The following is a 25542-nucleotide window of genomic DNA, read 5'->3' as shown; positions in this document are numbered from 1 at the left end:
AAACGCTAAAAGGGCAAAAAAGCTTAATTTGAGGCTTTAGGAGCATTGGGCGCAAATAAACTGGGGTTTTGGCGCACACCTGGGAAGCTCAACACTGCTAGCAACATGAGCGTCCGGCTACAGGTGATCGCCGTGAACATACTCACGCCCACCCCGATCGCCAAAGTGAGGGCAAAACCTTTTACCAGACCGGAGCCAAGGAAAAAGAGAGCGGCACAAGCAATCACCGTGGTGACATTCCCATCCAAAATACTGGAGAAGGCATTGAAAAACCCCGATTCCACCGATCGATAGAGGGTATTGCCTTTGTAAATTTCTTCTCGGGTGCGCTCAAAGATCAGCACATTGGCATCGACGGCCATCCCGATACTTAAAATAAAACCGGCAATCCCCGGCAAAGTTAGGGTCACCCCCACGAGAGAATAACAGGCCAGGGTCAGGAGCGTGTAAATAATTAGAGCAACGTCGGCAATCACCCCCGGCAGGCGATAGTATACAGCGACAAAAATGAGGACAAGAATGAGCCCCGCAATCCCGGCGTAGATGCTCCGACGAATGGAATCTTGTCCTAGGGTCGCTCCCACGGTGCGGTTTTCAACAACAGCCACAGGGAACGGCAAAGAACCGCCGCGAATTTGAATGGCCAAATCACTGGCTGTTTCTAAGTCAAAATTCCCAGTGATCGTCACGTTGCCCCCGGCGATCCCCTGGGCGGCATATTCTGGGCCAACGGTGGGGGCACTGAGGAGGGCATCATCCAGAAAAATCCCGACACTGCGCCCTGTCCCTGCCAGGCTCTTTGTAATTTCAGCAAAGAGGTCGCCCCCTTCGGCGTTGAAATTCAAAAAGACTTGCCAACTACTCCCGGTTTGGGTCGGGGCTGGTTGAGCATTGGTGACATATTCACCCACTAGATTAACGGGTTCAAAGAGGGTCAAAATTTGTTCATCTAGTTCGGCGATCGCCCCTTCTAGTTCCGCAATTTGTGCCTCGGTCACTTCAGGATTATTACCGGACCGGATCACCTGTAGTTCTGCTTCCAGTTGACGCCGGAGACCAAAACGTTCCTGAAATTCTTGCTCGGTATCGGGCTTTTGGGGGCGAAATTCCAATTGGGCGGTTCCCCCCAAGACCCGTTCTGCCTGTTCTGGGTCAGTCACCCCAGGCAGTTGCACTAAGATCCGGTCTTCCCCAACGAGCTGGGTAATCGCCTCAGCAACCCCCAGACCATTGATTCGATTTTCGATTACTCGCTTTACTGCGGCGGTATCATCGGCCCCAACCACGACTCCCTCGGCGTTTGGTTGCACTTGGATCGTCAACTGGGCACCCCCCCGGAGATCGAGGCCCAGCTGGAGGGGGAGGGTCGTCAAAATCGTGATGGCGATCGCCACCAGAAAAAGAATCGCAACTATGATGAACCGTTGTTTTTGCATAATGGATCTGAGGGGGATAAACCAGAGCGAATTGCTTAGACGTTAAGGGCGAGCATATTCTGCACGGCTTCGACGATATTATCGGGTTGGATGATAGTCAGGCGCTCCAGGGTACCGTTATAGGGGGTGGGGATATCCTGGGAAGACAGGCGCAGTACAGGGGCATCTAGCTCATCGAACAGTTGCTCGTTGATCAAAGACATCACCTCAGCGGCAATCCCTGCCGTTTTCATACATTCTTCGACGATAATCACCCGGTGGGTCTTTTTCACAGATTTGGCGATCGTCTCCATATCAATGGGCTTGAGGGAGATCAAATCGATTAGCTCTGGATCAATACCCTGTTTTTCAAGGGTTTTGATCGCCTGGGTACAGTGGTGACGCATCCGGGAGTAGGTCAAGATCGTGACGTCTTTCCCTTCCCGGACCAGTTCTGCCTTATCGAGGGGCAGGACATATTCCCCATCAGGTAGGTTTTCCTTGAGGTTGTAGAGCAATACATGTTCAAAAAACAGGACAGGGTTTTCGTCGCGGATTGCGGCTTTCAATAAACCCTTGGCATTGTAGGGGGTGGAACAGGCGACAATTTTTAGGCCAGGCACCGCTTGGAAATAGGCTTCGAGGCGTTGGGAGTGTTCGGCGCCCAACTGACGCCCAACCCCGCCGGGGCCCCGGATCACCATCGGAATCGTAAAATTACCACCGGACGTGTAGCGCAACATCCCGGCATTGTTCGAAATTTGGTTAAAGGCCAACAGCAAAAAGCCCATGTTCATCCCTTCGATGATGGGTCGTAAACCGGTCATTGCCGCACCGACAGCCATCCCGGTAAAGCTGTTTTCTGCGATGGGAGTATCCAGAACGCGCAGATCGCCATATTTCTTGGCTAAATCCTTCGTAACCTTATAGGAACCGCCGTAATGACCGACGTCTTCGCCCATTACAAAGACCGTTTCGTCCCGGGCCATTTCTTCATCGATCGCCTGACGCAGGGCATTAAAAAGTAAAGTTTCCGCCATATGAAATCGTTCTAAAACCTATCGCAGCAACTGACATCCTATCATTCCTGAGCTTTTCTTGCGCTATGAATCTGATGGGAAGGAGATCGATGGTTTTGACTTGGATTTACTAGGGAGATGGGCGAGCCGGAGCATCAATTTTACGTGATTCGCGATCAACTTCAAGGCCGATGTCTCTAACCTGGTCCCCGGCGTTTGTGTTTGCTAGTGGTAGAAGAGCGTGGTTTTCTACTCGCGCTAGAACGGTTTTTGGGGCCTGGTTGATTTCGAGTACCCCGGCTTTGTCTGGGGTTCCCCTGGGATATTTTGCTTGATTCTCCGGGGGTTACAGGGTTTGGCTCGTAACCAGCAATGATGTCTTTGTCGAGTTTGCGCTTCAGCAGCTTTTCAATATCTTTTAACAGGGGATGTTCATCGTGGGATACCAGCGAAATCGCCCGGCCTTCATTGCCCGCCCGCCCTGTGCGGCCGATGCGATGGACATAATCTTCTGGTACATTGGGTAGCTCAAAGTTCACCACATGGGGCAACTGGTCAATATCCAAACCCCGGGAGGCCACGTCTGTCGCCACCAACACGCGAACCTTACCCTGTTTAAATTCGTTTAAGGCGCGGCTGCGGGCGGCCTGACTTTTATTGCCGTGAATTGCTGCTGTTTTTAGGCCATCCTGGGCCAATTGTTCCGCCAGGCGGTTCGCCCCATGTTTGGTGCGGGTAAATACTAAAACCTGTCGCCAATTGTTAAAGCCAATGAGATAGGACAATAATTCCCGTTTGCGATCGCGATCGACGGGATGCACCACCTGCTCCACCTGTTCAGCGGCGGTATTGCGGGGAGCCACTTCAACCTGTACTGGATTTTTGAGTAATGTTTTTGCTAGTTTTTGAATTTCAGTGGAAAATGTGGCTGAAAAGAGCAATGTCTGGCGATTTTCTGGGATTCTCGCCAAAATTTTGCGAATATCGCGGATAAAGCCCATATCTAACATGCGATCGCATTCGTCCAAGACCAAAATCTCAATGCGGGAGAGATCGACTGTTTTTTGGGCCACATGGTCCAGTAATCGCCCCGGTGTGGCCACCACAATATCTGCACCCTGTTCTAAACCTTTGATTTGCCGATTGATATTGACGCCCCCAAAGACGACCACCGTCTTCAGCGACAAATATTTACCGTAGGTGTTAACGCTTTCACTCACCTGGATGGCCAGTTCACGGGTCGGGGTGAGGATTAATGCCCTAGGCGATCGTTGTCCTTTTCGCGCAGTATTTTCACTCAGAAGTTGGAGTAGAGGGAGTGTAAAACTGGCTGTTTTTCCTGTACCGGTCTGGGCGCTGGCGAGAATGTCTTTTCCTTGCAAGATGGGTGGGATCGCCTGCTGTTGAATCGGGGTTGCAGCACTGTAGTTTTCGTCGGCAACAGCGCGCAATAGTGCGGCCGAAAGACCGAGGGTGTCAAATGTCATGGATTTAATTGTTCCTGTGATGACAACTCTACTCCCAGTAATCAGGCCAGGATCAATCTCAAGAGCAGTAAGTTTATCGTTTTTGTAGATAGCGCCCATGGGTTTTAAGGCTGCGGTGACAGAATTGGCTCCCAGGGGCCATCTCCAATATACTCGAACCCCATTGCCGATGAAGCACATTATGGTTCCTAGGAGGGGCTTTCCCCTAGGCGATCGCCTGGATGACTCACGGCCAAAATTACAGGCCGCCGTTCTGAAATCTTTGACCTTGCCCGAAGCGGGTAAATGGGTCTGCCTAGAGCTGACTTTTTGGAGGTAAACACCTTGACATCAGGCTTGCTACCAGGGCAAGGGAGTTCCATCCCAACTCAAAAACTGGCCACTGTCTTGATCCGTCAGGCGATCGAGCACGAGGCGCAGCTGATTCGCAGTACGTTCTGGCGTAAAAAGCTTTTCGGGGGGGACATTTTTTTGAAAGGGTTGGGATAACTCGGTGTCAGTCGTGCCCGGGTGGAGAGCCACCACGATCGCCTGGGACATGGTGCGTTTCCATTCGATCGCAATATTTTTTAGGAACATATTTAGGGCAGCTTTTGAGGCGCGATAACCATACCAGCCCCCCAAACGGTTATCTTCAATGCTCCCGACCTTAGCAGAGATGGCGGCAAACACAGCGCGATCGCCGTGGCGCAGGAGGGGCGCTAAATGCTTGGCCCAGAGCACCGCACCAATGGCATTGATTTGAAAGTAGGTCAGTAAATTCTCAGGGTGAATGTGACGGAGGCTTTTTTCTGGTTGAAGAGTCTGCTGGTGGAGTAGACCGACACAATAAATGACTTCATCGAGCCGCTGCGCTTGGCCCTTAAGGGTGGCGATCGCCTGGATAATTTGATCTTCTTTGGTCACATCTACGGGCAGTAAAACCAAGCGTTCTGGATATTGGGTCTGGAGCAGCTTTAATTCAGCTGACAGGTGGCGGTAGGTGCCGTAGACCCGCTGACAATGGATCATCCCTAAATATTGCCGGATAAAAGCAAGGCCAATGCCGCGACTAGCCCCGATCACAAGTGCTTCCATCAGTTCCCCCGATCTGCCGTGGGCATGGATGCCACAGTAACATTGCCGGAGGCTGTCAGAGTGGGAGGGCGTAGGGCTAAATACAAGGCGGCCCCAAAAGGGGGAGTGAAGGCGATCGCCCAGAGCCACCCTTTTTTCTCTGTCAAACCCCGGCGGTCAAAATCATCCCCCAGCAAGATCGGAAACAGCAGCGACAGTAAACAAAAATCTAAGCTCATGACCTGAATGAAGCGATCATTGGCAAATTTAGCCCCATAGTCAGACCAATCACCCTGGCCTAAACCATAGATAAACAACACCACCAGAGCAATTAGGCAAAATAAACCCAACAGCCGCGAATCTTGCCAGCGGAGCCAAATATTTTTTTGACCCACAAAAGTAGGATTGTCCCGCCGTAAAGCCAGGTAGGGCAATAACGCAAAAGCACCGAGGAAAAAGCTCCCTGCGGCGAAGGCCCAGGCGGGTAATTTTTGGCCCCGACCATCTAAAAACAGCAAGGCCCCATACATCACGGGTAAGATTCCCATGGCATTAAACAGCGCAATGACGAGTGGATTAAGCCCATCCCAATTCCCCTGGGACAAGGCGAGGATCAGCGCCAGGGTATCCGGTTGATTCGGCGGCGCTCCCCAAAAAGCATAGAGAACAAACCCAAACCACAATAAACCAAGGAGAATTGAGCGAGCCATGGCAACACAACAGATAAAAATAGTAGGGAAAGGGAGATAATTCCCAAAATCAAGGCTAGAGGGTACGAAGATAACTCAATAGGTCAGCCATATCTTGGGGTGCTGGCTGGAACTTGGGCATGGGTGGAGTTTTACCACTGATTACCTGTTGGATTAAACGTACATCGGATTTGCGTTGGGCCACTGAGCGCAGATCTGGGCCAACATTGCCACTGGCACTCACGCCGTGGCAGCCAGCACAATTAATCTGAAAAATTGCACTACCGCGTAAATCATCACCCCGTAGACTCAAGACCTGTTGGACATAGGGATCACTGGCTTGGGAATTGTAAGCACCAAACATCCCCAGGGCAGCGATCGCCAATGTCAGCATCGTCACGAAGAGGAGCTTCGAAAAGTTTGGGACGGAAAGCTCGGAAGAATTAGCCACAGAATTTGCTGTCGAAGGGATACAACTTTGTTGATATTACGCAATTTTTCTTAATAGTCATCCTACTGCGATCGCCCCGGAATGTCGAATCAAATCCCTTGGCACGGACTTCCCCAATCCCATAGAATAGTTACAAATATTTTAAAGAGTGCGTTTTAAAATTACCGCCAAAGGAGAATTTCTGTGATTGAACCCCTTTTACTCGGCATCGTGTTAGGCCTGATCCCCGTTACCCTCGCGGGTTTGTTCGTGGCTGCTTACCTCCAGTACAAGCGCGGCAATGACCTCGGCATGGAATAAAAAGCCGTCTCGACTGCCATCGGGACTGGCTACGGTGATCCTTGCTTGATTCGAAGCAGGGATTATTTTTTTGGCCGATGGTCTTAGTCCGTCAAAAAGCGGTTTTCCCTTGTTAAAATTTTGGGCAGAAACCACCGTCAAGCCTCGAATCGATCTCCTTTTTTGCGGCGCCCCCAGCCTGTCTGCTCCAGTCTCCCGAACCATTAGAGGTTAACGCCCTTGTCATCTAGCACCGTCCGGCACAAAACAAAGAAAATGTCCCGTCCCCAGGCTCAGGCTGAGCGATCGCCCCAGGGCTTTTTCCAAGGTGTCTGCCAGAAGGCTGTGGGCACAATGATCACCTGCACGTTATTGGGGAGTGCGATCGCCGCTGGGGGGCTGGTGGGGCTGGCCATCAGTTTCCGCAATCTCCCCGATGTGCGCACCCTCAAGACTTACGTGCCCACCGAAACCAGCTATATTTACGACATTAACGGCAAAGTCCTTCTTAGTCTCCACGGAGAAGCCAACCGCAGAAATACGACTCTTCCCGAGGTTTCTTCGGACCTGAAATTAGCGATTTTGGCGATCGAAGACAGCCACTTTTACCAACACAATGGGATCAACCCCACCAGTATTGGCCGGGCGATCATCTCTAACCTCCAAGCCGGGGGGATTACCGAAGGCGCTTCGACCATCACCATGCAGTTGGTGAAAAATCTCTTCCTTGCCCAAGACCGTACCTATAACCGTAAACTGGCCGAAACCATATTGGCCCTACGCATTGAGCAGAGCTTTACTAAAGATGAAATCCTGGAGATGTATCTCAACAACATCTACTGGGGACACAACAACTACGGTGTTGAAACTGCCGCCGAATCCTATTTCAATAAATCTGCCGCTGACCTCACCCTCGCTGAGGCGGCAGTGATGGCAGGGATGATTCAAGCCCCTGAAGAATATAGTCCTTTCCGTAACTACCAACAGACCAAACAACGGCAACTCATCGTGTTAAACCGGATGCGAGATCTGGGGTGGATTACCCCCGCACAAGCAGAGGCCGCCGCCAAAGAACCCCTCCTGGTAGGCAGACCAACCGCTTGGCTTGCCAGCGCTTCTCCCTACATTACCCAAGCTGTTGTGGAAGAGTTGACCGCACGCTTCGGGGAAGAACTGGTCCGAAAAGGGGGCATGCAAGTCCAGACGACCCTTGATCTTGACCTGCAGCGGCGCACCGAAACCATCGTCCAAAATAGCTTTCAGCAGGCTCGCAATCGGGGGCTCCGGGCGGACCAGATTGCCGTGGCCGCCGTTGATCCGCGTACCCATTTTGTCAAAGTCTTGATCGGGGGTCGCGACTATCAAGAAAGTCAGTTTAACCGTGCCATTCAATCCCAGCGGCAGCCAGGTTCTGCGTTTAAACCATTCGTCTACTATGCTGCTTTCGCCAGTGGTAAATACACACCTTTTACTACTATCGAAGATAGTCCAGTGAGTTATCCCGATGGGAGTGGCACCTATGCGCCCCAGAACTACGGAGGGGATTTTTCGGGAACAATGAGTTTGTACGATACCCTCGTCGTTTCCAAGAATGTCCCTGCGGTGAAACTGGGGAGGGCAGTGGGCCTCGACAAGGTAATTGAGATTTGTCGTCTGTTGGGAATCAAGAGTCCGCTCCAGCCTGTCGTCTCTCTCCCCCTCGGTGCCGTAGGGATCAGTCCCCTTGAAATGGCCAGTGCCTACGCCACCTTCGCGAACAATGGCTGGCAGAGTGAAACAACAATGATTCTACGGGTGACCGATAGTCAAGGAAATGTACTGTTGGATAACACCCCCCAGCCTCGTTTAGTTTTAGATCCCTGGGCGACGGCGTCTCTTAATAGTGTCCTCCAAGGGGTGATTACCAGTGGGACTGGTCGGTCGGCGAGTTTAGGCGATCGCCCTGCCGCCGGCAAAACAGGCACGACCTCAGCAGAACGAGATGTGTGGTTTGTCGGTTATGTCCCCCAACTGTCGGCCGCCGTGTGGATCGGCAACGATGATTATCGTCCCATGGGAACAGGCACAACTGGGGGCGGGGCAGCAGCGCCCATTTGGCGAGCTTTTATGCAGGAAGCACTCAAGGGCGAAGCGCCCCAATATTTTGCGCCAGCTTCAAAGTATGAGCAACCCAAACCCTAGGTATATCCGGCATAATGGGACAGTTATTTTCTCCCTAGTTTCAGGTACGCAATTTGGTTTACATCAGCGTTGTCATCCCTACCTATAACCGCAAGCCGATTTTGACAAAATGTCTCTGGGCCCTTGAACAGCAACAGGTACCGGAAGAGCTGGCCAATGGGGGTTATGAAGTTGTGGTGGTGGATGATGGCTCCACCGATGGTACAGTGGCTTGGCTACAGACAGAGGCAGAGCAATATCCCCATGTCCGGCTGTTTGAACAGGCCCATAAAGGGGCAGCCGCTGCCCGTAACCTGGGGGTTGAACAGGCCCGGGGCGATATCATTATTTTTATTGACAGTGATCTGGTGGTCACAGAGACTTTTTTGGCGGCTCACCTGGAAGGACTACGCCAGGGAAAACGAAAACTAAAAAGCGATCGCCTCTTTACCTATGGTCGCGTCATCAACACAGCGAATTTTGACAATCCCACCCGTGAGCCCTTCAAGGTAACTGATTTTTCAGCCGCCTATTTTGCCACAGGCAATGTGGCGATCGCCCGTAAATGGCTTTTAGAAGCGGGTCTCTTTGATGTGGGTTTTCAACTCTATGGCTGGGAAGACCTCGAACTCGGTGTCCGTCTAAAAAAACTGGGACTGACACTGATTAAATGCCCCGCCGCCGTTGGTTACCATTGGCATCCCGCCTTTAGCCTTGAGCAAATTCCCCAACTCATCGACCAGGAGATTCAACGGGGCAAAATGGGTGTTATCTTCTACCAAAAACATCCCACTTGGGAAGTGCGGATGATGATCCAAATGACGTGGTTTCATCGTCTACTCTGGGGCATTCTTTCCCTGGGAGGGTGGCTCAACGAAAAACGTCTTCAGCCTTTACTGCGGTGGCTCATTCAGCAGGGCAAATCCCAACTGGCCCTGGAAGTAGCCCGCATCTTTCTCAATTGGTACAACGTCCAGGCTGTTTATGCGGCCCATCGCCAAGCCCAGTTGAACCTTGATGCCTAAATGCCACAAACCATGCCTTGACAAAATAGCAGCCACTAAGCTATGAATTAGCAACCGTAAAAAACCGACCCGACCAATTCCAGACGATGGAAGCTCCGGGGCCGCCCAAAAAATAGGCCGTTGCGAGACATAAGTAATGTTGTCGAAAAACTGACTCCCTGATCGCGATCCAGTGCCCTTATTCACCAAGATTTTTTACCCCCACGACATCAATCATTGTGACTCCTTCTGCCTCTAATTTTGCCACTCCCAAGTATTTTGACCCTGCCGCCCGGGAGTCAGAATTACAGGTAGCGTCTGACCCATCAGAGATGCATTTAGAGACGGCTATTGGCGAAGATGTCGAATTTTTACGGACGCAAATCGCCAAACTAAGTCGCGAACAAACCAAGGTTCAAGATCTCTTGAGTTCCCTCGGTTTTGCCCTAAGGAGCTTTAATAATCTCAATCAATTTTTAGAACTTACCCCCCTGATGTCGGCCCGGGTTGTCGATGCGGATGGGGGAGCCCTTGTGCTTTTTGAGCCCCAAGGCCAGATTCACTTAGAAAAATTTTATTGTGGTGAAGGGGGCGACTGCCAGCTCATTCGTCGGGCTTTTGAGCAAACCAAAGGGGCGATCGCCAATGGGGATAGCTCGGCGTCCATTTGCACAGCCCAAGAAGCTTTGGAATGGGATGAAAAGCTCCAAACCCAGCTGGGGAATGAGTTTCGAATTTGTAGTACACCGATTCTCGTCAAAAATGTTACCCGGGGCAAGCTCTATGTCTTTAGCCGTGACCCCCAGTACAGTTGGGACATCACCCGCCGAAAATTGGTGCAACTGGTGGCTGACCAAACGGCGGTGGCGATCGCTAACAATGACCTGACTAGCAAACTCCGCAGCAAAGAAAAACAAGACCGAGAATTAGAGATCGCCTCAGAAATTCAAAATCACCTCCTCCCGAGGGAATGTCCCCAAATCAAAGGGTTGGCGATCGCCGCCGACTACCGCAATGCCTACCGGGTCGGGGGCGATTACTACGACTTTATTCCCAGTAATTACGACCGGATTCGCCGTCAAGATGATCCAAAACTGGTGCAATGTGTCCCCTGGAGCATTGTGATCGGCGATGTGATGGGCAAGGGCGTTCCCGCTGGTTTGATTATGACCATGACCAGGGGCATGCTCCGGGCAGAAGTGTTGAACCGCCATAGCCCCGCGAAAATTCTCGAACATCTCAATCGGGTTATGTATGCTGATTTGGATAATTCCCATCGGTTTGTCACCCTGTTTTATTCAGAGTATGACCCGAAAACCCGTACCCTCGCCTACAGCAACGCGGCCCACCATCCGCCCCTGTTGTGGCGTGCCCAAACCCAAACAATCGAGACCCTTGATACCCAAGGCATGCTCATTGGCCTTGACTTAGATTCCACCTATGAAGATGCAAAAGTGGTGCTAGAAATAGGGGATATCGTTCTCTACTACACCGATGGCTTTACCGATGCGGTCAATGCCCATGGCGATCGCTTCGACGAAGAAAACCTGGTGCGGGTTTTTCAAAATGCCTGCCAAAATTGTCAAACCCCCGAGGCGATCGTCCAGGAACTGTTCACTCAGGTCGAAAAATTCACCTATCCCAAAGTTAAAGGGGGTGACGATATGACCCTGGTCGTTGTCCAGGTACAATCAGAAGCAGTCCATCCTCAGCCCTGTCAGCACCATGATTGCTAATTCCACCGATTCCCCCTCACTGTCGTCCCAGCAGATCATCATTGCCCAGGTGGGCTATGTTGAAGATCCCGATGTCCTCGGACAAATTCGGGATGGCTTCCAAAATTTTGTTGACAGCGGTCAACTGTGGGCCATGATTTTGGGTTTTGTCTTGGGCTACTGGTTTAGCGGTCTCCGGCGCGGTTAAAGCATTTCTCTCCCTCCAGAAAGTGCGATATGCTTAAGGGAAATTTTTTCTCCCCGAAAAAATAACTGTTGATTTTGTTCGTGCCCTAGACTGGTTTTGTGTCTAAGTATTTACGTCGATCCCCCTCTCCTCCACTGAAATTCAACCGACGGCGGCTGAATGATATTCAGCGTCAATGGTCTGCCTTGAACCGCGCCATAGACTGGCCCCGAGCTGGCCAAGTTACTGGGATCGGGGCCGGAGTTTTGGGCCTCTGGATCTGGCAGTGGCAGCTAATGCTGGCGATCGCCCTAGGGGGCGCTGTCATGGGGGCAATCTACTTGGCCGATGACCTATCCTGGGAAACCTATCTCGAAGCAGCCTATCGGCTTTGGCAGGGGCGCTATCGGCGTCTATTGCTTGCTGGGGTCGGGGGGAGTGTGGCGGTCTTGGTCAGCTACGGGGCGATCGCCCTGTGGCAATCGAGTGGTAATCCTTGGCTCACTAGCGCCCTATTACTCCAAGGGAGTTTAATTAGTATTATTTTTTTGTTGAATGTACGCCGCAGTTTAAATTCTGCTTCACCGCTGCAGCAGTTTGAAAAGTCTTTGGCTGACTTAGGCGATCGCAGTATGGTGCGACGTCTATATGCGATTCGGCAGCTCCGTCAGCTACTCCAAGAACGTCGCCTCACCCCCGAACAACAACAGACCCTCAAAACCTTCCTTCACCTCAGTTGGCAGCAGGAAACCGAGAGCCCCCTGCGGGAAGCACTATTGGGAACCCTGCGTCTCTACCAACATCCAAAATCAACGGTTTCAGCGCCCCTGCGCCTGGAAAAAACCGGCGTACCCCTGAATTTGAGCCAGCCCAAAACACCCCTAAAATCCTTGGCCAAGGAAAAGGTTTAGGCGGTTCTAAAAACGATGGCTCAACCGTTCGATCTTGTTATCCTGACCAACGGCCCCGGGGAAGTGACCACCTGGGTGCGCCCCGTGGTTAAGGCCGTGCGCGAACAACTCGGGACACTCCCCCGTATTTCGATCATTCTCGCCCCTTGTTCCCACAGCACAGGTCGGGAGGCGGCGATCGCTCGTAGCTATCCCGAGGTTGACCGGGTCCAGGCCGCACAACATTTTTTGCCATTTCTTCTCTGGGGCAAAACCGCAGAAAACTGGTCTTGGTTTACCCAGGGGTTAGTGCTTTTTTTGGGAGGAGATCAATTTTTTCCCCTAGTCATTGGTAAACGCCTGGGCTTTAAGACCCTCATCTATGCCGAGCAGGAGGCTCGCTGGTGGCGCTGGATCGATGGTTTTGGGGTCATGAATCGGCAAGTACTCCAACAAATCCCACCTAAATATCGCTCCAAAGGTCGCATCGTAGGGGATCTCATGGTGGATGTATCCCAGGGTGACCAGCAACAAGGCGGCACAAACCCAATGATTGGCTTCCTACCTGGCTCTAAGGGCATGAAGCTTGCCCAAGGAGTTCCTTTGATGTTGGCTACGGCGACAATTATCCATGACCAGCGTCCAGAGGTGCAATTTATGCTCCCTGTGGCCCCGACTATCACCATTCAGACTTTGTTGCGCTATGGCGATCGCCAACAAAATCCCCTAGTGGAGACCTTTGGTTTATGCCCAATTCACCTAACTTATCAAGATAACCAAGCCTACCTACAAATGGTCAATGGGGCGAAAATTCAACTGATTACAGACTTTCCTGCCTCTGATTTCCTGAGGCGATGCCAGCTCTGCCTGACCACCATTGGGGCGAATACTGCTGAATTGGGGGCCTTGGGTTTACCGATGCTGGTGCTCTTGCCGACCCAGCAAATTGATGCGATGCGGGCTTGGGATGGCATTCCGGGGCTAATCGCAAAAATTCCCCTGGTGGGCACATGGTTTGTGCGCTGGCTCAACCGCCGCATCTTAGCCTATGTGCGTAAACACCGGGTGCGCTATGCTTGGCCAAATATTTGGGCGAAAAAAGAAATTGTGCCGGAGTTATTAGGAGAGCTTCATCCTGAAGACCTCGCAGAGTTGGTTTTAGATTATTTAGACCACCCAGAAAAATTGGCGGCGATCGCCCAGGCGCTCCAGGCTTGTCGAGGGGAAGCAGGGGCGGCCCAAAAGTTAACGGCCCTGATGAGTGAGCTCCTAGATCTACCCTCTGCGCCTCAGGACAATTTGCCAGCGAGCTCCCTTCGTTCTCCCCAAGATTGAATTTTGATTCTCCCAGGAGCAGTGACTGGGGATCAAGGGCGATCGCCCTTTGCCAGACGGCTGTTTTTTCGAGATAATAAAAAATAAAGTAGCCTTTCTCGGCACCGGAATTGCTGCTTGTTAAGCGAGGCACAGGTTAACCATGTTTCATCTCTTGTTTATTTTGGCATTTGGAATTATCGCCACCATCGCCGCGGTGAACCTGGTGCGTAGCTTTATGATGCTGAGTAATGAAACAAGGGTCTACCCAAATTTTCAGAGTAACAGCCGCAATGCTCAACCCCAACGACCCAGACCGACTCCCCATCCAGAGATGCTCGATGAGCTTGGTCAACCCATTAATGAGCCTTTGTTGGTAGTGCGATCGCTAGATGTTGAAGATGCCAGGCAGCGCCTCGACAATTTGTATAATGCTTCTCCCAGCAGTGACAACAATGCCGATGGGGATGCCTAATCGCGATGGCACTGTTACCCCCTTGGTTAGTCATTGATCCCCTCCTTCAACGGTGGTTACAAGAAGACCTCGGTCGCGGCGATCGGACCACCCAAGCCCTCTTTGCCCAAACCCAAGCCCCCATCGGCCAAGCCCAATTGATTCTTAAGGCACCAGGGTTGGTGGCGGGCCTGCCCTTGGTGGAGCGGGTTTTTCGTCTGCTAGAACCCCAACATTTTCAACTGGACATCGCTCTCCCCGAAGGCTCTAGGGGAACGCCAAAGGATTTGATTGCCACCATTACCGCTCCCCTGGATATTTTACTGATGGGGGAACGGGTGGCCCTGAATATTTTGATGCCCTTGGGGGGGATTGCCACGGAAACGGCAAAATATGTCGAAAAAATTGCTGATCTCCCGGCTCAACTGGTTGACACTCGCAAAACCACCCCTGGTTTACGCCTTTTAGAAAAGTATGCTGTGCAAGTAGGTGGTGGCAAAAATCACCGCTTCGGCCTAGATGATGCTGTGATGATCAAAGACAACCATATCCAAGCAGCGGGGGGAATCACCCAGGCGATCGCCCTAGTGCGCCAAAACATGCCCTATCCCCTAACCATTGAAGTAGAGGCTGAGACCCCTGACCAAGCTTTTGAAGCGGTGCTGGCAGGGGCTGATATTTTGATGTTAGATAATATGGCTGTGGCGCAGATGGCGGCGTTGATCCCGCAATTACGGGCCAAAAATCCACGGCTCAAGCTAGAGGCCTCTGGCAATATCACCCTAGAAACCTTGCGAGATGTTGCCCTCACTGGGGTTGATTATATTTCCACCAGTGCCACGATTACCCGGGCTCCTTGGTTGGATATCAGCATGAAGATTACGGCATAGCGGCTAATCGAGATAAAGCGGGTCGATGTTAATCGAGAAGCTTACATTACGGGGGCACAGTTCCCGCAAAAAGGTTAAATCGGGAAGCACTTGTTTTCCCTGGGGGAATTTCAGCACCACTTGCCATCGATAACGCCGTGCCACCCGCAAAATATTGGCGGGTACTGGTCCCAACAGTTCATCTTCGGGCATTAGTAAAGGAAAACATTGTTCGGCGATCGCCTCAGCGGTGTGGCGCACCTGATCTTGGTTTTCACCACTGAACCGCAAGAGTACTAATTTTCCGAAGGGAGGGTAGTCTAGTTCTTGCCGTTGTAATACTTCCCGTTGGGCAAAGGTCAGATAATCGTGGCTTTTGACCGCTTGGATCACCGGGTGCTCTGGGGAATAGGTCTGTAAAATGACTTGGCCTGGTTCCGCTCCCCGGCCCGCCCGGCCCGCCACCTGGGTGAGGGTTTGAAAGGTTCTTTCGGCGGCTCGAAAATCACTTTGGTGCAGCAGCCCATCGGCGGCAATGATCCCCACTAGGGTCACCTGGGCGACATCTAAACCCTTGGTCAGCATCTGTGTGCCCAATAAAATATCTGCTTCCCCCCGGGCAAATTGTCCGAGTAAATCCCGGTGGGCGCCCTTACGCTTCGTGGTGTCACTGTCGAAGCGCAGACAACGGAGTTGGGGAAATTCTTGGGCGATCGCCTGAAACACTTTTTGGGTCCCATTGCCAAAAAATTTGAAATAAGGAGACTCGCAACTGGGACAATGCTTCGGTTGAATCTGAGTGTGGTCGCAGTAGTGACAACGCAGGACGGGGGTGCTGCCTGGTTGGACATAGTGATAGGAAAGGGAAACGTCGCAATGGGGACATTCCATCACATAGCCACAACTGCGGCAGGAAACGAAGGTGCTATGACCACGTCTGGCCACAAATAAAATACCCTGTTCTTGCGTTTGGGCAATGCGTTCGAGGGCTTGGCGGAGGGATTGACTAAACAAAGATCGATTGCCCAGGCGCAGCTCGTGGCGCATATCCACAATTGTGACCGGGGGGAGGGGCCGCGCCTGGACGCGTTCTGGTAGGGCAAGGTAGTGATGCTGAGGATCAGGGTGACCCTGAAACTGCACCCAGGTATCAAGGTCTGGGGTGGCCGAACCGAGGATGAGCGGACAATTTTCTTGTTGCGATCGCCATCGGGCAACGGTACGGGCATGGTAACAGGGGGCGGGCTGATCCTGTTTGTAGCTGCTGTCATGTTCTTCATCGAGGATGATGATCCCCACATTGGGTAGGGGCGCAAAAATCGCAGAGCGAGTGCCGATAATGATTTGACTGTCGGGTCGCAACATCTGTCGCCAAGTGTCGTAGCGTTCTCCGTCAGACAGACCACTGTGGTAGGTCAAAACGCGATCGCCAAACCTCGCCCGAAAGCGATCCACTAACTGGGGGGTTAAACCAATTTCTGGAACTAAAACGAGGGCAGATTTTTGCTGGGTTAGCACCGGGGCGATCGCCTGGAGGTAGACTTCTGTTTTTCCCGAACCTGTTACCCCATGGAGGAGCACTTCACCATAACCCTGAATCTTTTGAATGGTCTGTAAGGCTCTCTGCTGGGCTGTCGTGAGGATTTTAGGGCAATCTGGATGATGCTCTGGCGCCTGGTGGAGTCGTAGTTTTTCTCGTGCGGCGATCGTGACACAACCCAATTTTTCTAGTTTTTCCACCGTGGCAGCGGTAGTTTTGGCGGTTCCTACCAGTTCGGCCAGCCACATCTCACCCCCCCCGTAGCGCAACACCATTAAAATTTCCCGTTGCCGCTTCGTGATCCCCTCCTGTTCTCCCACGTAGGTGACAGATTTACGCCGTTGCCCCCGTACCACCTGGGGCGCGGCCAAATACCGCTCCACCAGGCCCCATTTTTCTAATTCTTGGATGCCTCGATAGACAGATTTGACCTGTCGCTGGAGGTGGCGCACGCTGTAGTCTTTTCCAGATCCCCGTTGGAGTAAGTCAAGGAGCTGCTGGGCGGGCCCAGACAATGGCTCTAGGTCATGGGCATTAAGCGCTGTTTTGAGCAATCGTACCCGGGGCTGCGATCGCCGCAAAAGACCAGGAGGCAACGCCAAGCGCACCACAGTCATTACATCGCTTTGGTAGTAGTCAGCAACTTGCAAAAGTAGCTGCCAGTAATGGGCTGAAAAAAAACCCCGGGCAATAATGCCAGTAATCGGACGAATTTGCTGGGGATCAAGTCCCTGGGGCGGGTCTGGGGTCAAACGAATGGCGATCGCTCCCACCTGCTGTGCCCCAAATCCCACCGACACAATATCCCCAGAGACCACTGTTAATTCCGGCGGAATTGCATAGGTAAATAGCCCCTGGGTATATCCACAATCAACTAATACTTCAAGCCAAACCAACTATTTAAGATTCCCAAAAAATCATCACTTCAGCACTATACCCCATGATTTTTTATCAATTCAAATAAGCATCATCGTTTTTTTCTATATGTAACCCTAGATAGAGTGAAGTGAGTCAGTTATTGTGAGACTTTGATTAGGTGAGAGGAAAACAACACATCCCAAGCAACTCAAATATTAAATAATCTTTAAAAAAGTCTCTGGCGCTTCAAAAAGCATCAGAAATCCATTGTAATCGAGATGCTCTGATGTTCCTTGCATTGCTGTCTTATCAAAAGCTTGCGAAAGATTTTAAGAAAATTCACATCAGTTGCTCCAAGAATCATCTTCTTGGCTGAAATCTTAATTTTGTATTTAACAAAACCATATTTCGTTCCCCAGACTGCTACATTGCTCTTTTAGGAAAACATTCTCTCCTCTGGGTTGAACTCCCGGAAAAATCCAGTAATTGTTGATTTTTATTAAAGCGTTATTTACATTTTCGGAATTTGCATAGGTATAACAGTTTTGTGGGTCCGACAAACATTGCGCCCATGCTTAAACTGAAATCCTTTACCAAGACCCCCCGGTGTCTAGTTAGTTCCTTTTACTTTTCATTTGTTAATCCTCGCTTCCCACCACACACGCCCCTGACCTTATATTTCGTAGGATTATGTTCGATACAACTAACAATCTCGACCCAGTTTATGCCCAGGATGTCCACTCTGTCTCTGAACTAGACCCTAGCGGTTCAATGGTTGAGGTGGCATTTTCAGATACAGAGCTCCATGCTCGGGGTGGCCGGAGCCGTAATGAAGATACGGTGGGGGCATTCTTTAAGGAAATGGCCCGCTATCCTCTCCTCAAGCCCGATGAAGAAATTCAACTGGCCCACAGTGTCAAGTTCCTCAATGATGCGGAAGAACGTCGCCTTGAGCTACAGGCGCAATTAGGGCGATCGCCCACCAACGAAGAATGGGCAACTACATTAGGCCTAGAGACGGTAAAGCAGCTCAATTCGGTTCTTTATAAGGGGCGTGTTGCGAAGCGAAAAATGATTCGCTCCAATCTGCGTCTCGTCGTTTCCATTGCCAAACGTTACCTTAATCGCGGTGTCCCGTTTCTAGATTTGATTCAGGAAGGGGCGATCGGTTTGAATCGGGCCGCCGAAAAATTTGACCCCAACAAAGGTTATAAATTCTCCACCTATGCCTATTGGTGGATTCGTCAGGCGATCACCCGCACGATCGCCAACGATGCCCGTACGATCCGGCTGCCGATTCACATTGTCGAAAAGCTCAACAAACTCAAAAAAGCCCAGCGGACTCTCAAGCAAACCCTCCAACGGAACCCGACGGAAACAGAATTAGCCCAAGAACTGGACATCACCCCAGATCAACTTCACCAGCTCCTTCAACTCCGGCGGCAGTCTCTTTCTCTCAATCACCGTGTCGGCAAGGGTGAAGATACAGAACTCGTAGACCTCCTCGAAGATGATGGTCTGCAATTGCCAGAAGAGCGAATGAGTGAAGCGATGATGCGTCAAGAGCTTTGGGATGTTCTCGGCGATGTGCTCACTGACCGTGAAAAGGAAGTGATCGCCCTCCGCTACGGCCTCTCGTCTGAACAACCCCACACTCTTGAGGAAGTGGGTGGCATGTTTAATCTTTCCCGGGAACGGGTGCGTCAAATCCAGAGCAAAGCGATGCGCAAATTACGCCGTCCCCAGGTGGCCCGCCGCCTTAAAAGCTGGCTCTACTAATTGGCTGGCGATCGCATTCAAGTATCAAGAAGCCCCTCACCAGAGGGGTTTTTCTATGGTACGGGGGCGATCGCCTAGATGGTTTCTACAAAAAAACCCGCATAGAGGCGGGTTTTTCATCATGGACTTTTTCTTTATAAAGCCTATCAAGCTGTTATCTGCTAGTACAGAGGTACGCTGGGATCAACTTCCTCACTCCAAGCCTTGATCCCGCCCTTGACGTTGATTCCCGAAATTCCCGCTTCCTGGAGAATCCCGAGGGCTTTTGCTGAGCGACCACCCATTTTACAGTGGGCAATCAATTTTTTGCCGTCTGCCAACAGTGCTCTGACCTGTTCAACACCATCTCCCTGCTCGATATCCGGTAAGGGAATTAGGGTTGACCCAGGAATTTGAGCAATGTCATATTCATGGGGATTGCGAACATCAATGAGCACATAATCATCAGCATCACCATCGATGATCGCTTTGAGTTCCGTTACTGTAATTTCTTCCATCGCTGCTTGCTGTGCTGCCTCCGCTGCTTTTGCTTGGGGAATCCCACAAAACTGTTCGTAGTCAATCAACTTTTCAATGACAGGCCGTTCCGGATTTGGGCGTAGCTTTAATTCCCGGAATTTCATATCTAGGGCGTTGTAGAGTAACAAGCGGCCACTGAGAGTGTTCTTAGCACCCAAAATTATTTTGATCGTTTCCGTCGCCTGAATTGTGCCAATAATCCCCGGGAGAACGCCGAGAACCCCCCCTTCAGCACAGGAGGGAACCATTCCTGGTGGCGGCGGTTCCGGATAGAGATCACGGTAGTTGGGCCCCCCTTCATAGTTAAAGACAGTTGCCTGACCTTCAAAGCGGAAAATTGAGCCGTAAACGTTAGGCTTGTTCAAAAGAACACAAGCATCATTGGTGAGGTATCGGGTCGGGAAATTGTCAGTTCCGTCAACGATGATATCGTAGGGCGCAATGATGTCGAGGGCATTTTCGGAGTTAATCTGGGTTTCGTAGAGATCTACCTGACAGAAGGGATTGATTTCCAGAATCCGATTTTTTGCTGATTGGATTTTGGGTTTACCCACCCAGGACGTGCCATGGATAATTTGGCGTTGTAGGTTTGAGAAATCCACAATGTCAAAATCAACCAGACCAATCCGACCGATGCCTGCGGCGGCAAGGTAAAGCAGTAATGGCGACCCAAGGCCACCGCTACCGATACAAAGGACACTAGCTGCTTTGAGCTTTTTTTGCCCGTCTACGCCTACTTCTGGCAGGATTAAGTGCCGTGAGTAGCGTTCGTAGTCATCCTTTGTTAGTTCTATAGTATCTAAATTAGGATTTAACATTTTTGGGTGTTCTGAGGAAATTTGTGAGAGTCTGAGGTCTGGGGTCACGACCAAGAACACGATTTCAGTCTTTTAGTCTACTGTGTTGTGGGGTTAGATTCTAGGTTAGCTTATGGGATCCTGCCTTGGGTGAGAAAATATTTACCAAGCAATTGGGGGCGCTCAGTAAATATCGGTAAATTTATTGGTATTTTTTGAAAAAAGCATTAAGGAGTACTGCGTCGAATAATATTGACAAGGTATGGTCCCCTGTAACAGTTATTAGGCGGGATAATTTAGTTCATCCCTTAGGAGAAAGAGTCTCATGGTTCATGGTCAGGACGTCACAAGTGGGGAGCACACCCGTAAAGGTTCGACAAAGGTGTTGCGATCGCCTGGTCAGCCTGTCCTCCGCCGTGGTCAACCTAAAGCAAAAGGGATCCCGGCCTTTGTCCATGGGTTTTCCTGGGGGGCTGGTTTTATGGGAACCATCCTCCTCTCTGCGGCGGTGGGTACAGCGATCGCCGTCTATAGCCCGATTTCTCAACTCGTTTTACCCTTTTTACCCGCCCCCCTAGGAGGACTCGCGACCGATGGCCTAAGACAACTTGGTACCTATAGCCTTGGGCGGCCAGTCAATGTTCTGATTATGGGAGTTGATCGAGTCGAGGCGGCCGCTACCCCTGAGGCAGCATTTGATGGACGCAGCGATACCATGCTCCTCCTAGGATTTAGCCCTGAGCAGGGCCAAGTGAATATGCTTTCTATTCCTCGGGATAGCCAGGTGAGAATTCCCAATGTGGGGATTACAAAAGTGAATGAAGCCAACGCCTATGGTGGAGGCCAGTTGGCCGTCCAAGTCGTCAGTGATGCCCTCAATGGAGTAGCTGTGGATCGCTATGTACGCGTGACTACCGACACCTTTAAAGAATTAGTGGATGCGGTGGGGGGCGTTAATGTCTTTGTCCCTGCAGATATGCGTTATACCGACCAAACCCAGGGCTTAGAGATCAACCTCGAAAAAGGTTGGCAAGTTTTAGATGGCGACCAAGCAGAACAGTTCGTTCGTTTCCGGCAAGATCAATTTGGAGACATCGGTCGCGTGCAACGGCAACAGATTCTCCTAAAGGCCCTCCGAGAGAAAATTCAATCTCCGAGCATTATCCCGCGGCTACCAGCTCTGATTGGTGTCATCAGGGAGCATATTGATACAAATTTGACCTGGGAAGAAATGTTGGCCCTGATGAACTTTTCGCGACAATTGGGCCCAGAGCAATTCCAGATGGTGATGCTACCAGGACGATTTAGTGATGCGGGGGAATATAACCGTAGCTATTGGATCATCTCCGATGAAGGCAAAAATCAAGTGATGACTGAGTTTTTTGGGGTAGAGTCGCCTAACTTCTCTGGCTCCGGTGAGCCCGGTTTAACGAGAAATGTCCGCATCGCAATTCAAAATGCCACTGGTTCTCCGGGGATGGCGCGGCAGGTTTCAGAATATTTGCAAACCCAGGGGTTCACCAATCTTTATCTGGCCAATGATCATCCAGAACGCTTAGAGCAAAGCCAGGTGATCGCTCAACAGGGAAATATCTCTGGTGCGAATCAACTGCGGGCTCTCCTGGGAGTTGGTCGGATCGAAGCCTCCTCTACCGGGGAAATTGAATCGGACTTTACCATTCTTGTCGGTCAGGATTGGCTCATACGTGATCAACAACCTGTCACGGCTGATTAGAAACCATTCGCTAAATAATTTTGCGCAAAACAAGTTATTGCAATTTTTATGGAGAGCTTACAAACAAAGGTCTTGGTCGTTGGTGGTGGCACAGGGGGAACAGCGGCGGCTCTCCAATGTGCACGGAATGGTGTGGCGACAATTTTGGTGAGTGAATTCCCTTGGCTGGGGGGAATGTTGACGGCGGCGGGGGTAGCAGCTCCGGATGGGAATGAACTGCAGGCTTGGCAGACGGGATTATGGGGGGCTTTTTTGCGGGAACTCCAGTGGCGACACCAACAGGACGGTTTAGATCACAGTTGGGTGAGTATGTTCACTTTTGATCCCCGGATTGGGGCGCAAATTTTTGCGGATTGGGTCAAGGCGGAAAAAAACCTCACCTGGATTGCGGGACAGGTTCCCCTCGAAGTAAAAAGACAAGGCGATCGCCTAACGGGTGTCCGGTTTAAAAATTACCAAATTGCGGCGGACATCATCCTCGATGGGACGGAGTTGGGAGATGTATTAGCCTTGGGGGATGTGCCCCACCGTTGGGGTTGGGATTGGTCAGAAAATTTCCAAGAGCCCAGCGCCCCTGCGATGTCGAACGAGATGACGGCAATGTATCCGGTGCAGTCCCCCACCTGGGTTTTTTATCTACAAAAACATGGCTTGCAACCATCGCCGGGTCATGGCGATTTTTCGATATTTCAGGGGGCTTGGGAGAAATATGGCCTCGATGCATTCATGAACTATGGGGGCTTGCCCAAGGGCCAATACATGATCAATTGGCCCCTGGCAGGAAATGACTATGGCCTGGGAGGCGATCGCCTTTTAGATCCCCAGCAACGCCTTGATTTTTATCGGGAAGCCCAGGCCCATAGTTTGGCGTTTGCCGATTACATTTACCAAGAATCTGGCAGAGAATATGGCCTCGCGCCAGATGTGTTTCCCCATGGCTTGCAGGGTGGGAGCTTTGCTTTGATGCCCTATTTTCGAGAAAGTCGGCGGTTGATCGGGACAGAAACCCTGACGGAACAGCAGATTCTGCCTAATGGCACTGTCGCCCTGTTACCGTTAAATGCGGCTGGGGAAGTCCAGGCGATCATCGTCGGGAACTATGCCAATGACCACCACTATCCAGGCTTTGAATTTCCCCTGGCCCCCAAATCGATTCCCTGGGGGGGCCGCTGGACAGGCACTCCCTTTACGATTCCCTACACGGCTTTGTATTCAGCGACGGTGGAAAATTGCCTCGCTTGCGAGAAAAATATTGCCGTTTCTCACATGGCGAATGGGGCAACACGTCTCCAACCCCTGGTGCTGAATATTGGTCAGGCGGCAGGACAGGCAGCAGCACTGGCAATTCAAAATCAATGTGGCCCCAAGGATCTTGATGTGCGAGCCATCCAAGAAAAGCTCCTTACAGATCCCTTTGCCCCCGCCGCCGTGATCCCCCTCTATAATTTGGCCTGGGATCATCCCGAATGGTTGCAGTGGCAACGATTTTATCTCGATCATCCCGACCAATATCCTGATAATGGTTTATGCAACTGCGAGCCGCTTGTTTCAAGACCTACGCCCCAGGCTAAAGCCCACAATGGTGAAATTTTCCCGACCGGCGATCGCACGTTTGTCATTACTTTCCCCGATTATCCTGACCCCCTCCAGGTGGTGACCCTCGATTTTTCGCTGCACCAATGGCTAGAAAATCTTCATACACCGAAAAAAATCCAGGCGATCGGACGGGTCAATTCTGCAGCCCCCTGGTTTGTCCTTGAGGGCCTCGCCTAAGGAGAGCTACTGCAGGCGATCGATAGTGCGATATTGAACCGCCTCAGCGATGTGAGCCGTCTGGATCGTTGGCGTGGCAGCTAAATCGGCGATCGTACGGGCCACCTTTAAAATCCGGTCCATGGCCCGGGCCGATAACCCCAACTTACGAATTGCCCCTTCTAACAAGCTGCGACTACTCTGCTCCAGACTGCAATATTCCCGTAGATCCTTCGCAGTCATCTCTGCATTGCAGTGCACCTGGGGGTGATCGCGAAAGCGTTCCTGAGCAATGTGCCGCGCTTGGTTCACCCGTTCTGCCACCGTACGGGACTCTTCCCCAACCCCCTGCTGGAGCATTTCTTCCGGTTTCAGGCGATTGACCGCCACCTGGAGATCAATGCGGTCCATTAACGGCCCCGAAAGTTTCGCCCAGTATTGTTCACGCGATCGCGGGCTACAGGTACAGGCTTGAATCGGGTCACCAAAATAGCCACAGGGACAGGGATTCGTGCTGGCAACGAGGGTGAATTGAGCCGGAAATTCTACCGATTGACGGGTGCGAGAAATGGTGACAAAGCCATCCTCGAGGGGTTGCCGCAAAAATTCGAGGACATTGCGTTTAAATTCCGTCAGTTCGTCGAGGAACAAGATCCCCCGATGGGCCAGGGAAATTTCGCCGGGGCGCGGAAAACTGCCACCACCCACTAGGGAAGGGCCAGAGGCGGAATGGTGGGGACTGCGGAAAGGACGGGCGGTGACCAATGTGCCCCGGTCTTTGAGTAACCCTGCGACGGAATGGATCTGGGAGACCTCTAAGGCTTCATCAAAGGACAGTTTCGGTAAAATGCCGGGTAATCTTCGGGCCAGCATGGTTTTGCCGCTACCGGGTGGCCCCACAAAAATCAGATTATGACCCCCAGCGGCGGCAATTTCGAGGGCGCGGCGGGCCAAACTTTGGCCTTTGACATCCTTGAGATCCGGGACGAGGTGCGCAGCTTTGGCGATCGCCTCGCGGATATCGATACGGACGGGGCGATGCTCCTGGGGAGCCCCCAATACAGCTGCCACCTCCTGGAGATTGGCGCAACCATAAACCGTTAGACCTTCGACAACTGCGGCTTCCTGGGCGTTGGCCCTAGGCACAAGCATCCCTTTGAAACCCAACTTTTGGGCAGCGGCGGCGATCGGCAGTACCCCGGCCACAGGTCGTAGGGTGCCATCAAGGGAAACTTCCCCCAAAAATACAAAATCCTTGAGGAGGGTTGTTTCAATTTGTTCGGTAGCGGCCAAAATTCCCACACTAATGGGAAGATCAAAGCTTGGGCCTTCCTTACGAAGATCCGCCGGCGCAAGATTCACCAAAATTTTACGCACCGGGAAGCCAAAGCCCGAATTTTTGAGGGCAGCCTTGACCCGTTCCTTTGACTCCTGCACCGCCGTATCCGGTAGACCCACCACAATCATTTTCGGTAGTCCCCCAGAAATATCTACTTCTACGGCGACTCTGAGGGCATCAACCCCGACAATCGTGGCGCTCCAAATTCTTGATAGCATGGCTTTATTTACTGTG

The 25542-nt window shown here is 51.5% G+C and carries 22 protein-coding genes; 13 read left to right on the top strand and 9 right to left on the bottom strand.

Features of this window, described 5'->3' with window-relative positions:
- Positions 1 to 23: 23 nt before the first annotated feature.
- The 3 genes from secD to ACZ45B_RS05350 all read right to left on the bottom strand — a co-directional run bounded on the left by secD (position 24) and on the right by ACZ45B_RS05350 (position 3921).
- Positions 24 to 1436 carry a protein translocase subunit SecD gene (secD, locus tag ACZ45B_RS05360; protein WP_024544559.1) on the bottom strand — a complete coding sequence of 471 codons (1413 nt, stop codon included), beginning with the start codon at positions 1434 to 1436 and terminating at the stop codon, positions 24 to 26.
- Between the two features lie 35 nt (positions 1437 to 1471).
- Entirely contained in the window at positions 1472 to 2455 is a 984-nt protein-coding gene (locus ACZ45B_RS05355) for an alpha-ketoacid dehydrogenase subunit beta (protein ID WP_024544560.1), read from the bottom strand.
- 176 nt (positions 2456 to 2631) lie between these two features.
- The gene (locus tag ACZ45B_RS05350) at positions 2632 to 3921 is read right to left on the bottom strand and encodes a DEAD/DEAH box helicase (protein ID WP_024544561.1); all 1290 of its coding nucleotides are present in this window, start codon (positions 3919 to 3921) and stop codon (positions 2632 to 2634) included.
- Positions 3922 to 4018: 97 nt separating this feature from the next.
- On the opposite strand from ACZ45B_RS05350, the gene ACZ45B_RS05345 reads away from it, so the two are divergent.
- On the top strand, positions 4019 to 4240 hold the full coding sequence (locus ACZ45B_RS05345; protein WP_024544562.1) for a hypothetical protein: 222 nt from the start codon (positions 4019 to 4021) through the stop codon (positions 4238 to 4240).
- A gap of 20 nt (positions 4241 to 4260) precedes the next feature.
- Here ACZ45B_RS05345 and ACZ45B_RS05340 read toward each other — a convergent pair whose 3' ends face one another.
- Genes ACZ45B_RS05340 through ACZ45B_RS05330 form a run of 3 tightly spaced genes read right to left on the bottom strand, consistent with a single transcriptional unit; the run spans position 4261 to position 6060 of the window.
- Positions 4261 to 4998 (bottom strand): SDR family NAD(P)-dependent oxidoreductase, encoded by a 738-nt coding sequence (locus tag ACZ45B_RS05340; protein WP_024544563.1) that lies wholly within the window; start codon positions 4996 to 4998, stop codon positions 4261 to 4263.
- Positions 4998 to 5687 carry a hypothetical protein gene (locus tag ACZ45B_RS05335; protein ID WP_024544564.1) on the bottom strand — a complete coding sequence of 230 codons (690 nt, stop codon included), beginning with the start codon at positions 5685 to 5687 and terminating at the stop codon, positions 4998 to 5000. Before ACZ45B_RS05335 ends, ACZ45B_RS05340 begins: the two co-directional genes overlap by 1 nt.
- 55 nt (positions 5688 to 5742) lie before the next feature.
- On the bottom strand, positions 5743 to 6060 hold the full coding sequence (locus ACZ45B_RS05330) for a c-type cytochrome (protein WP_051352875.1): 318 nt from the start codon (positions 6058 to 6060) through the stop codon (positions 5743 to 5745).
- Between the two features lie 240 nt (positions 6061 to 6300).
- On the opposite strand from ACZ45B_RS05330, the gene petG reads away from it, so the two are divergent.
- The 9 genes from petG to nadC all read left to right on the top strand — a co-directional run bounded on the left by petG (position 6301) and on the right by nadC (position 15010).
- Positions 6301 to 6417, top strand: coding sequence for a cytochrome b6-f complex subunit V (gene petG, locus ACZ45B_RS05325; RefSeq protein WP_012306008.1), 117 nt, complete (start codon positions 6301 to 6303; stop codon positions 6415 to 6417).
- 219 nt (positions 6418 to 6636) lie between these two features.
- Positions 6637 to 8577, top strand: coding sequence for a transglycosylase domain-containing protein (locus ACZ45B_RS05320; RefSeq protein ID WP_024544566.1), 1941 nt, complete (start codon positions 6637 to 6639; stop codon positions 8575 to 8577).
- Positions 8578 to 8630: 53 nt separating this feature from the next.
- Positions 8631 to 9581 carry a glycosyltransferase family 2 protein gene (locus ACZ45B_RS05315; RefSeq protein ID WP_024544567.1) on the top strand — a complete coding sequence of 317 codons (951 nt, stop codon included), beginning with the start codon at positions 8631 to 8633 and terminating at the stop codon, positions 9579 to 9581.
- A gap of 311 nt (positions 9582 to 9892) precedes the next feature.
- Positions 9893 to 11296, top strand: coding sequence for a PP2C family protein-serine/threonine phosphatase (locus tag ACZ45B_RS05310; RefSeq protein ID WP_038027704.1), 1404 nt, complete (start codon positions 9893 to 9895; stop codon positions 11294 to 11296).
- Positions 11286 to 11483 carry a hypothetical protein gene (locus tag ACZ45B_RS05305; RefSeq protein WP_024544569.1) on the top strand — a complete coding sequence of 66 codons (198 nt, stop codon included), beginning with the start codon at positions 11286 to 11288 and terminating at the stop codon, positions 11481 to 11483. The genes ACZ45B_RS05310 and ACZ45B_RS05305 overlap by 11 nt, the downstream gene beginning before the upstream one ends.
- A 98-nt stretch (positions 11484 to 11581) precedes the next feature.
- Positions 11582 to 12373, top strand: coding sequence for a hypothetical protein (locus tag ACZ45B_RS05300; RefSeq protein WP_148293391.1), 792 nt, complete (start codon positions 11582 to 11584; stop codon positions 12371 to 12373).
- A 15-nt stretch (positions 12374 to 12388) separates the two neighbouring features.
- Entirely contained in the window at positions 12389 to 13687 is a 1299-nt protein-coding gene (locus tag ACZ45B_RS05295) for a glycosyltransferase family protein (RefSeq protein WP_024544571.1), read from the top strand.
- A gap of 142 nt (positions 13688 to 13829) precedes the next feature.
- A complete protein-coding gene (locus tag ACZ45B_RS05290; protein ID WP_024544572.1) occupies positions 13830 to 14141 on the top strand; it encodes a DUF2973 domain-containing protein in 312 nt (103 codons plus the stop codon).
- Between the two features lie 11 nt (positions 14142 to 14152).
- A complete protein-coding gene (gene nadC / locus ACZ45B_RS05285) occupies positions 14153 to 15010 on the top strand; it encodes a carboxylating nicotinate-nucleotide diphosphorylase (protein ID WP_315862107.1) in 858 nt (285 codons plus the stop codon).
- Positions 15011 to 15013: 3 nt separating this feature from the next.
- On the opposite strand, the gene priA is transcribed toward nadC, so the two are convergent.
- Positions 15014 to 17425 carry a primosomal protein N' gene (gene priA / locus ACZ45B_RS05280; protein WP_024544574.1) on the bottom strand — a complete coding sequence of 804 codons (2412 nt, stop codon included), beginning with the start codon at positions 17423 to 17425 and terminating at the stop codon, positions 15014 to 15016.
- Between the two features lie 733 nt (positions 17426 to 18158).
- Between priA and ACZ45B_RS05275 the strand changes: the two genes are divergently transcribed.
- On the top strand, positions 18159 to 19166 hold the full coding sequence (locus tag ACZ45B_RS05275; RefSeq protein ID WP_236612367.1) for an RNA polymerase sigma factor, RpoD/SigA family: 1008 nt from the start codon (positions 18159 to 18161) through the stop codon (positions 19164 to 19166).
- A 161-nt stretch (positions 19167 to 19327) separates the two neighbouring features.
- Here ACZ45B_RS05275 and moeB read toward each other — a convergent pair whose 3' ends face one another.
- Positions 19328 to 20503: a molybdopterin-synthase adenylyltransferase MoeB gene (gene moeB / locus ACZ45B_RS05270; protein ID WP_024544576.1), complete on the bottom strand. Its 1176-nt coding sequence runs from the start codon at positions 20501 to 20503 to the stop codon at positions 19328 to 19330.
- A 304-nt stretch (positions 20504 to 20807) separates the two neighbouring features.
- Between moeB and ACZ45B_RS05265 the strand changes: the two genes are divergently transcribed.
- Entirely contained in the window at positions 20808 to 22217 is a 1410-nt protein-coding gene (locus ACZ45B_RS05265) for an LCP family protein (RefSeq protein WP_464675010.1), read from the top strand.
- Positions 22218 to 22265: 48 nt separating this feature from the next.
- A complete protein-coding gene (locus ACZ45B_RS05260; protein ID WP_024544577.1) occupies positions 22266 to 23990 on the top strand; it encodes an FAD-dependent oxidoreductase in 1725 nt (574 codons plus the stop codon).
- 6 nt (positions 23991 to 23996) lie between these two features.
- Here the strand turns inward: ACZ45B_RS05260 and ACZ45B_RS05255 are convergent, their stop codons facing one another.
- On the bottom strand, positions 23997 to 25526 hold the full coding sequence (locus tag ACZ45B_RS05255) for a YifB family Mg chelatase-like AAA ATPase (protein WP_024544578.1): 1530 nt from the start codon (positions 25524 to 25526) through the stop codon (positions 23997 to 23999).
- Positions 25527 to 25542: the final 16 nt, after the last annotated feature.

This window comes from Picosynechococcus sp. NKBG15041c (assembly GCF_055380235.1).
This window is presented reverse-complemented; position numbering and strand designations above follow the sequence as displayed.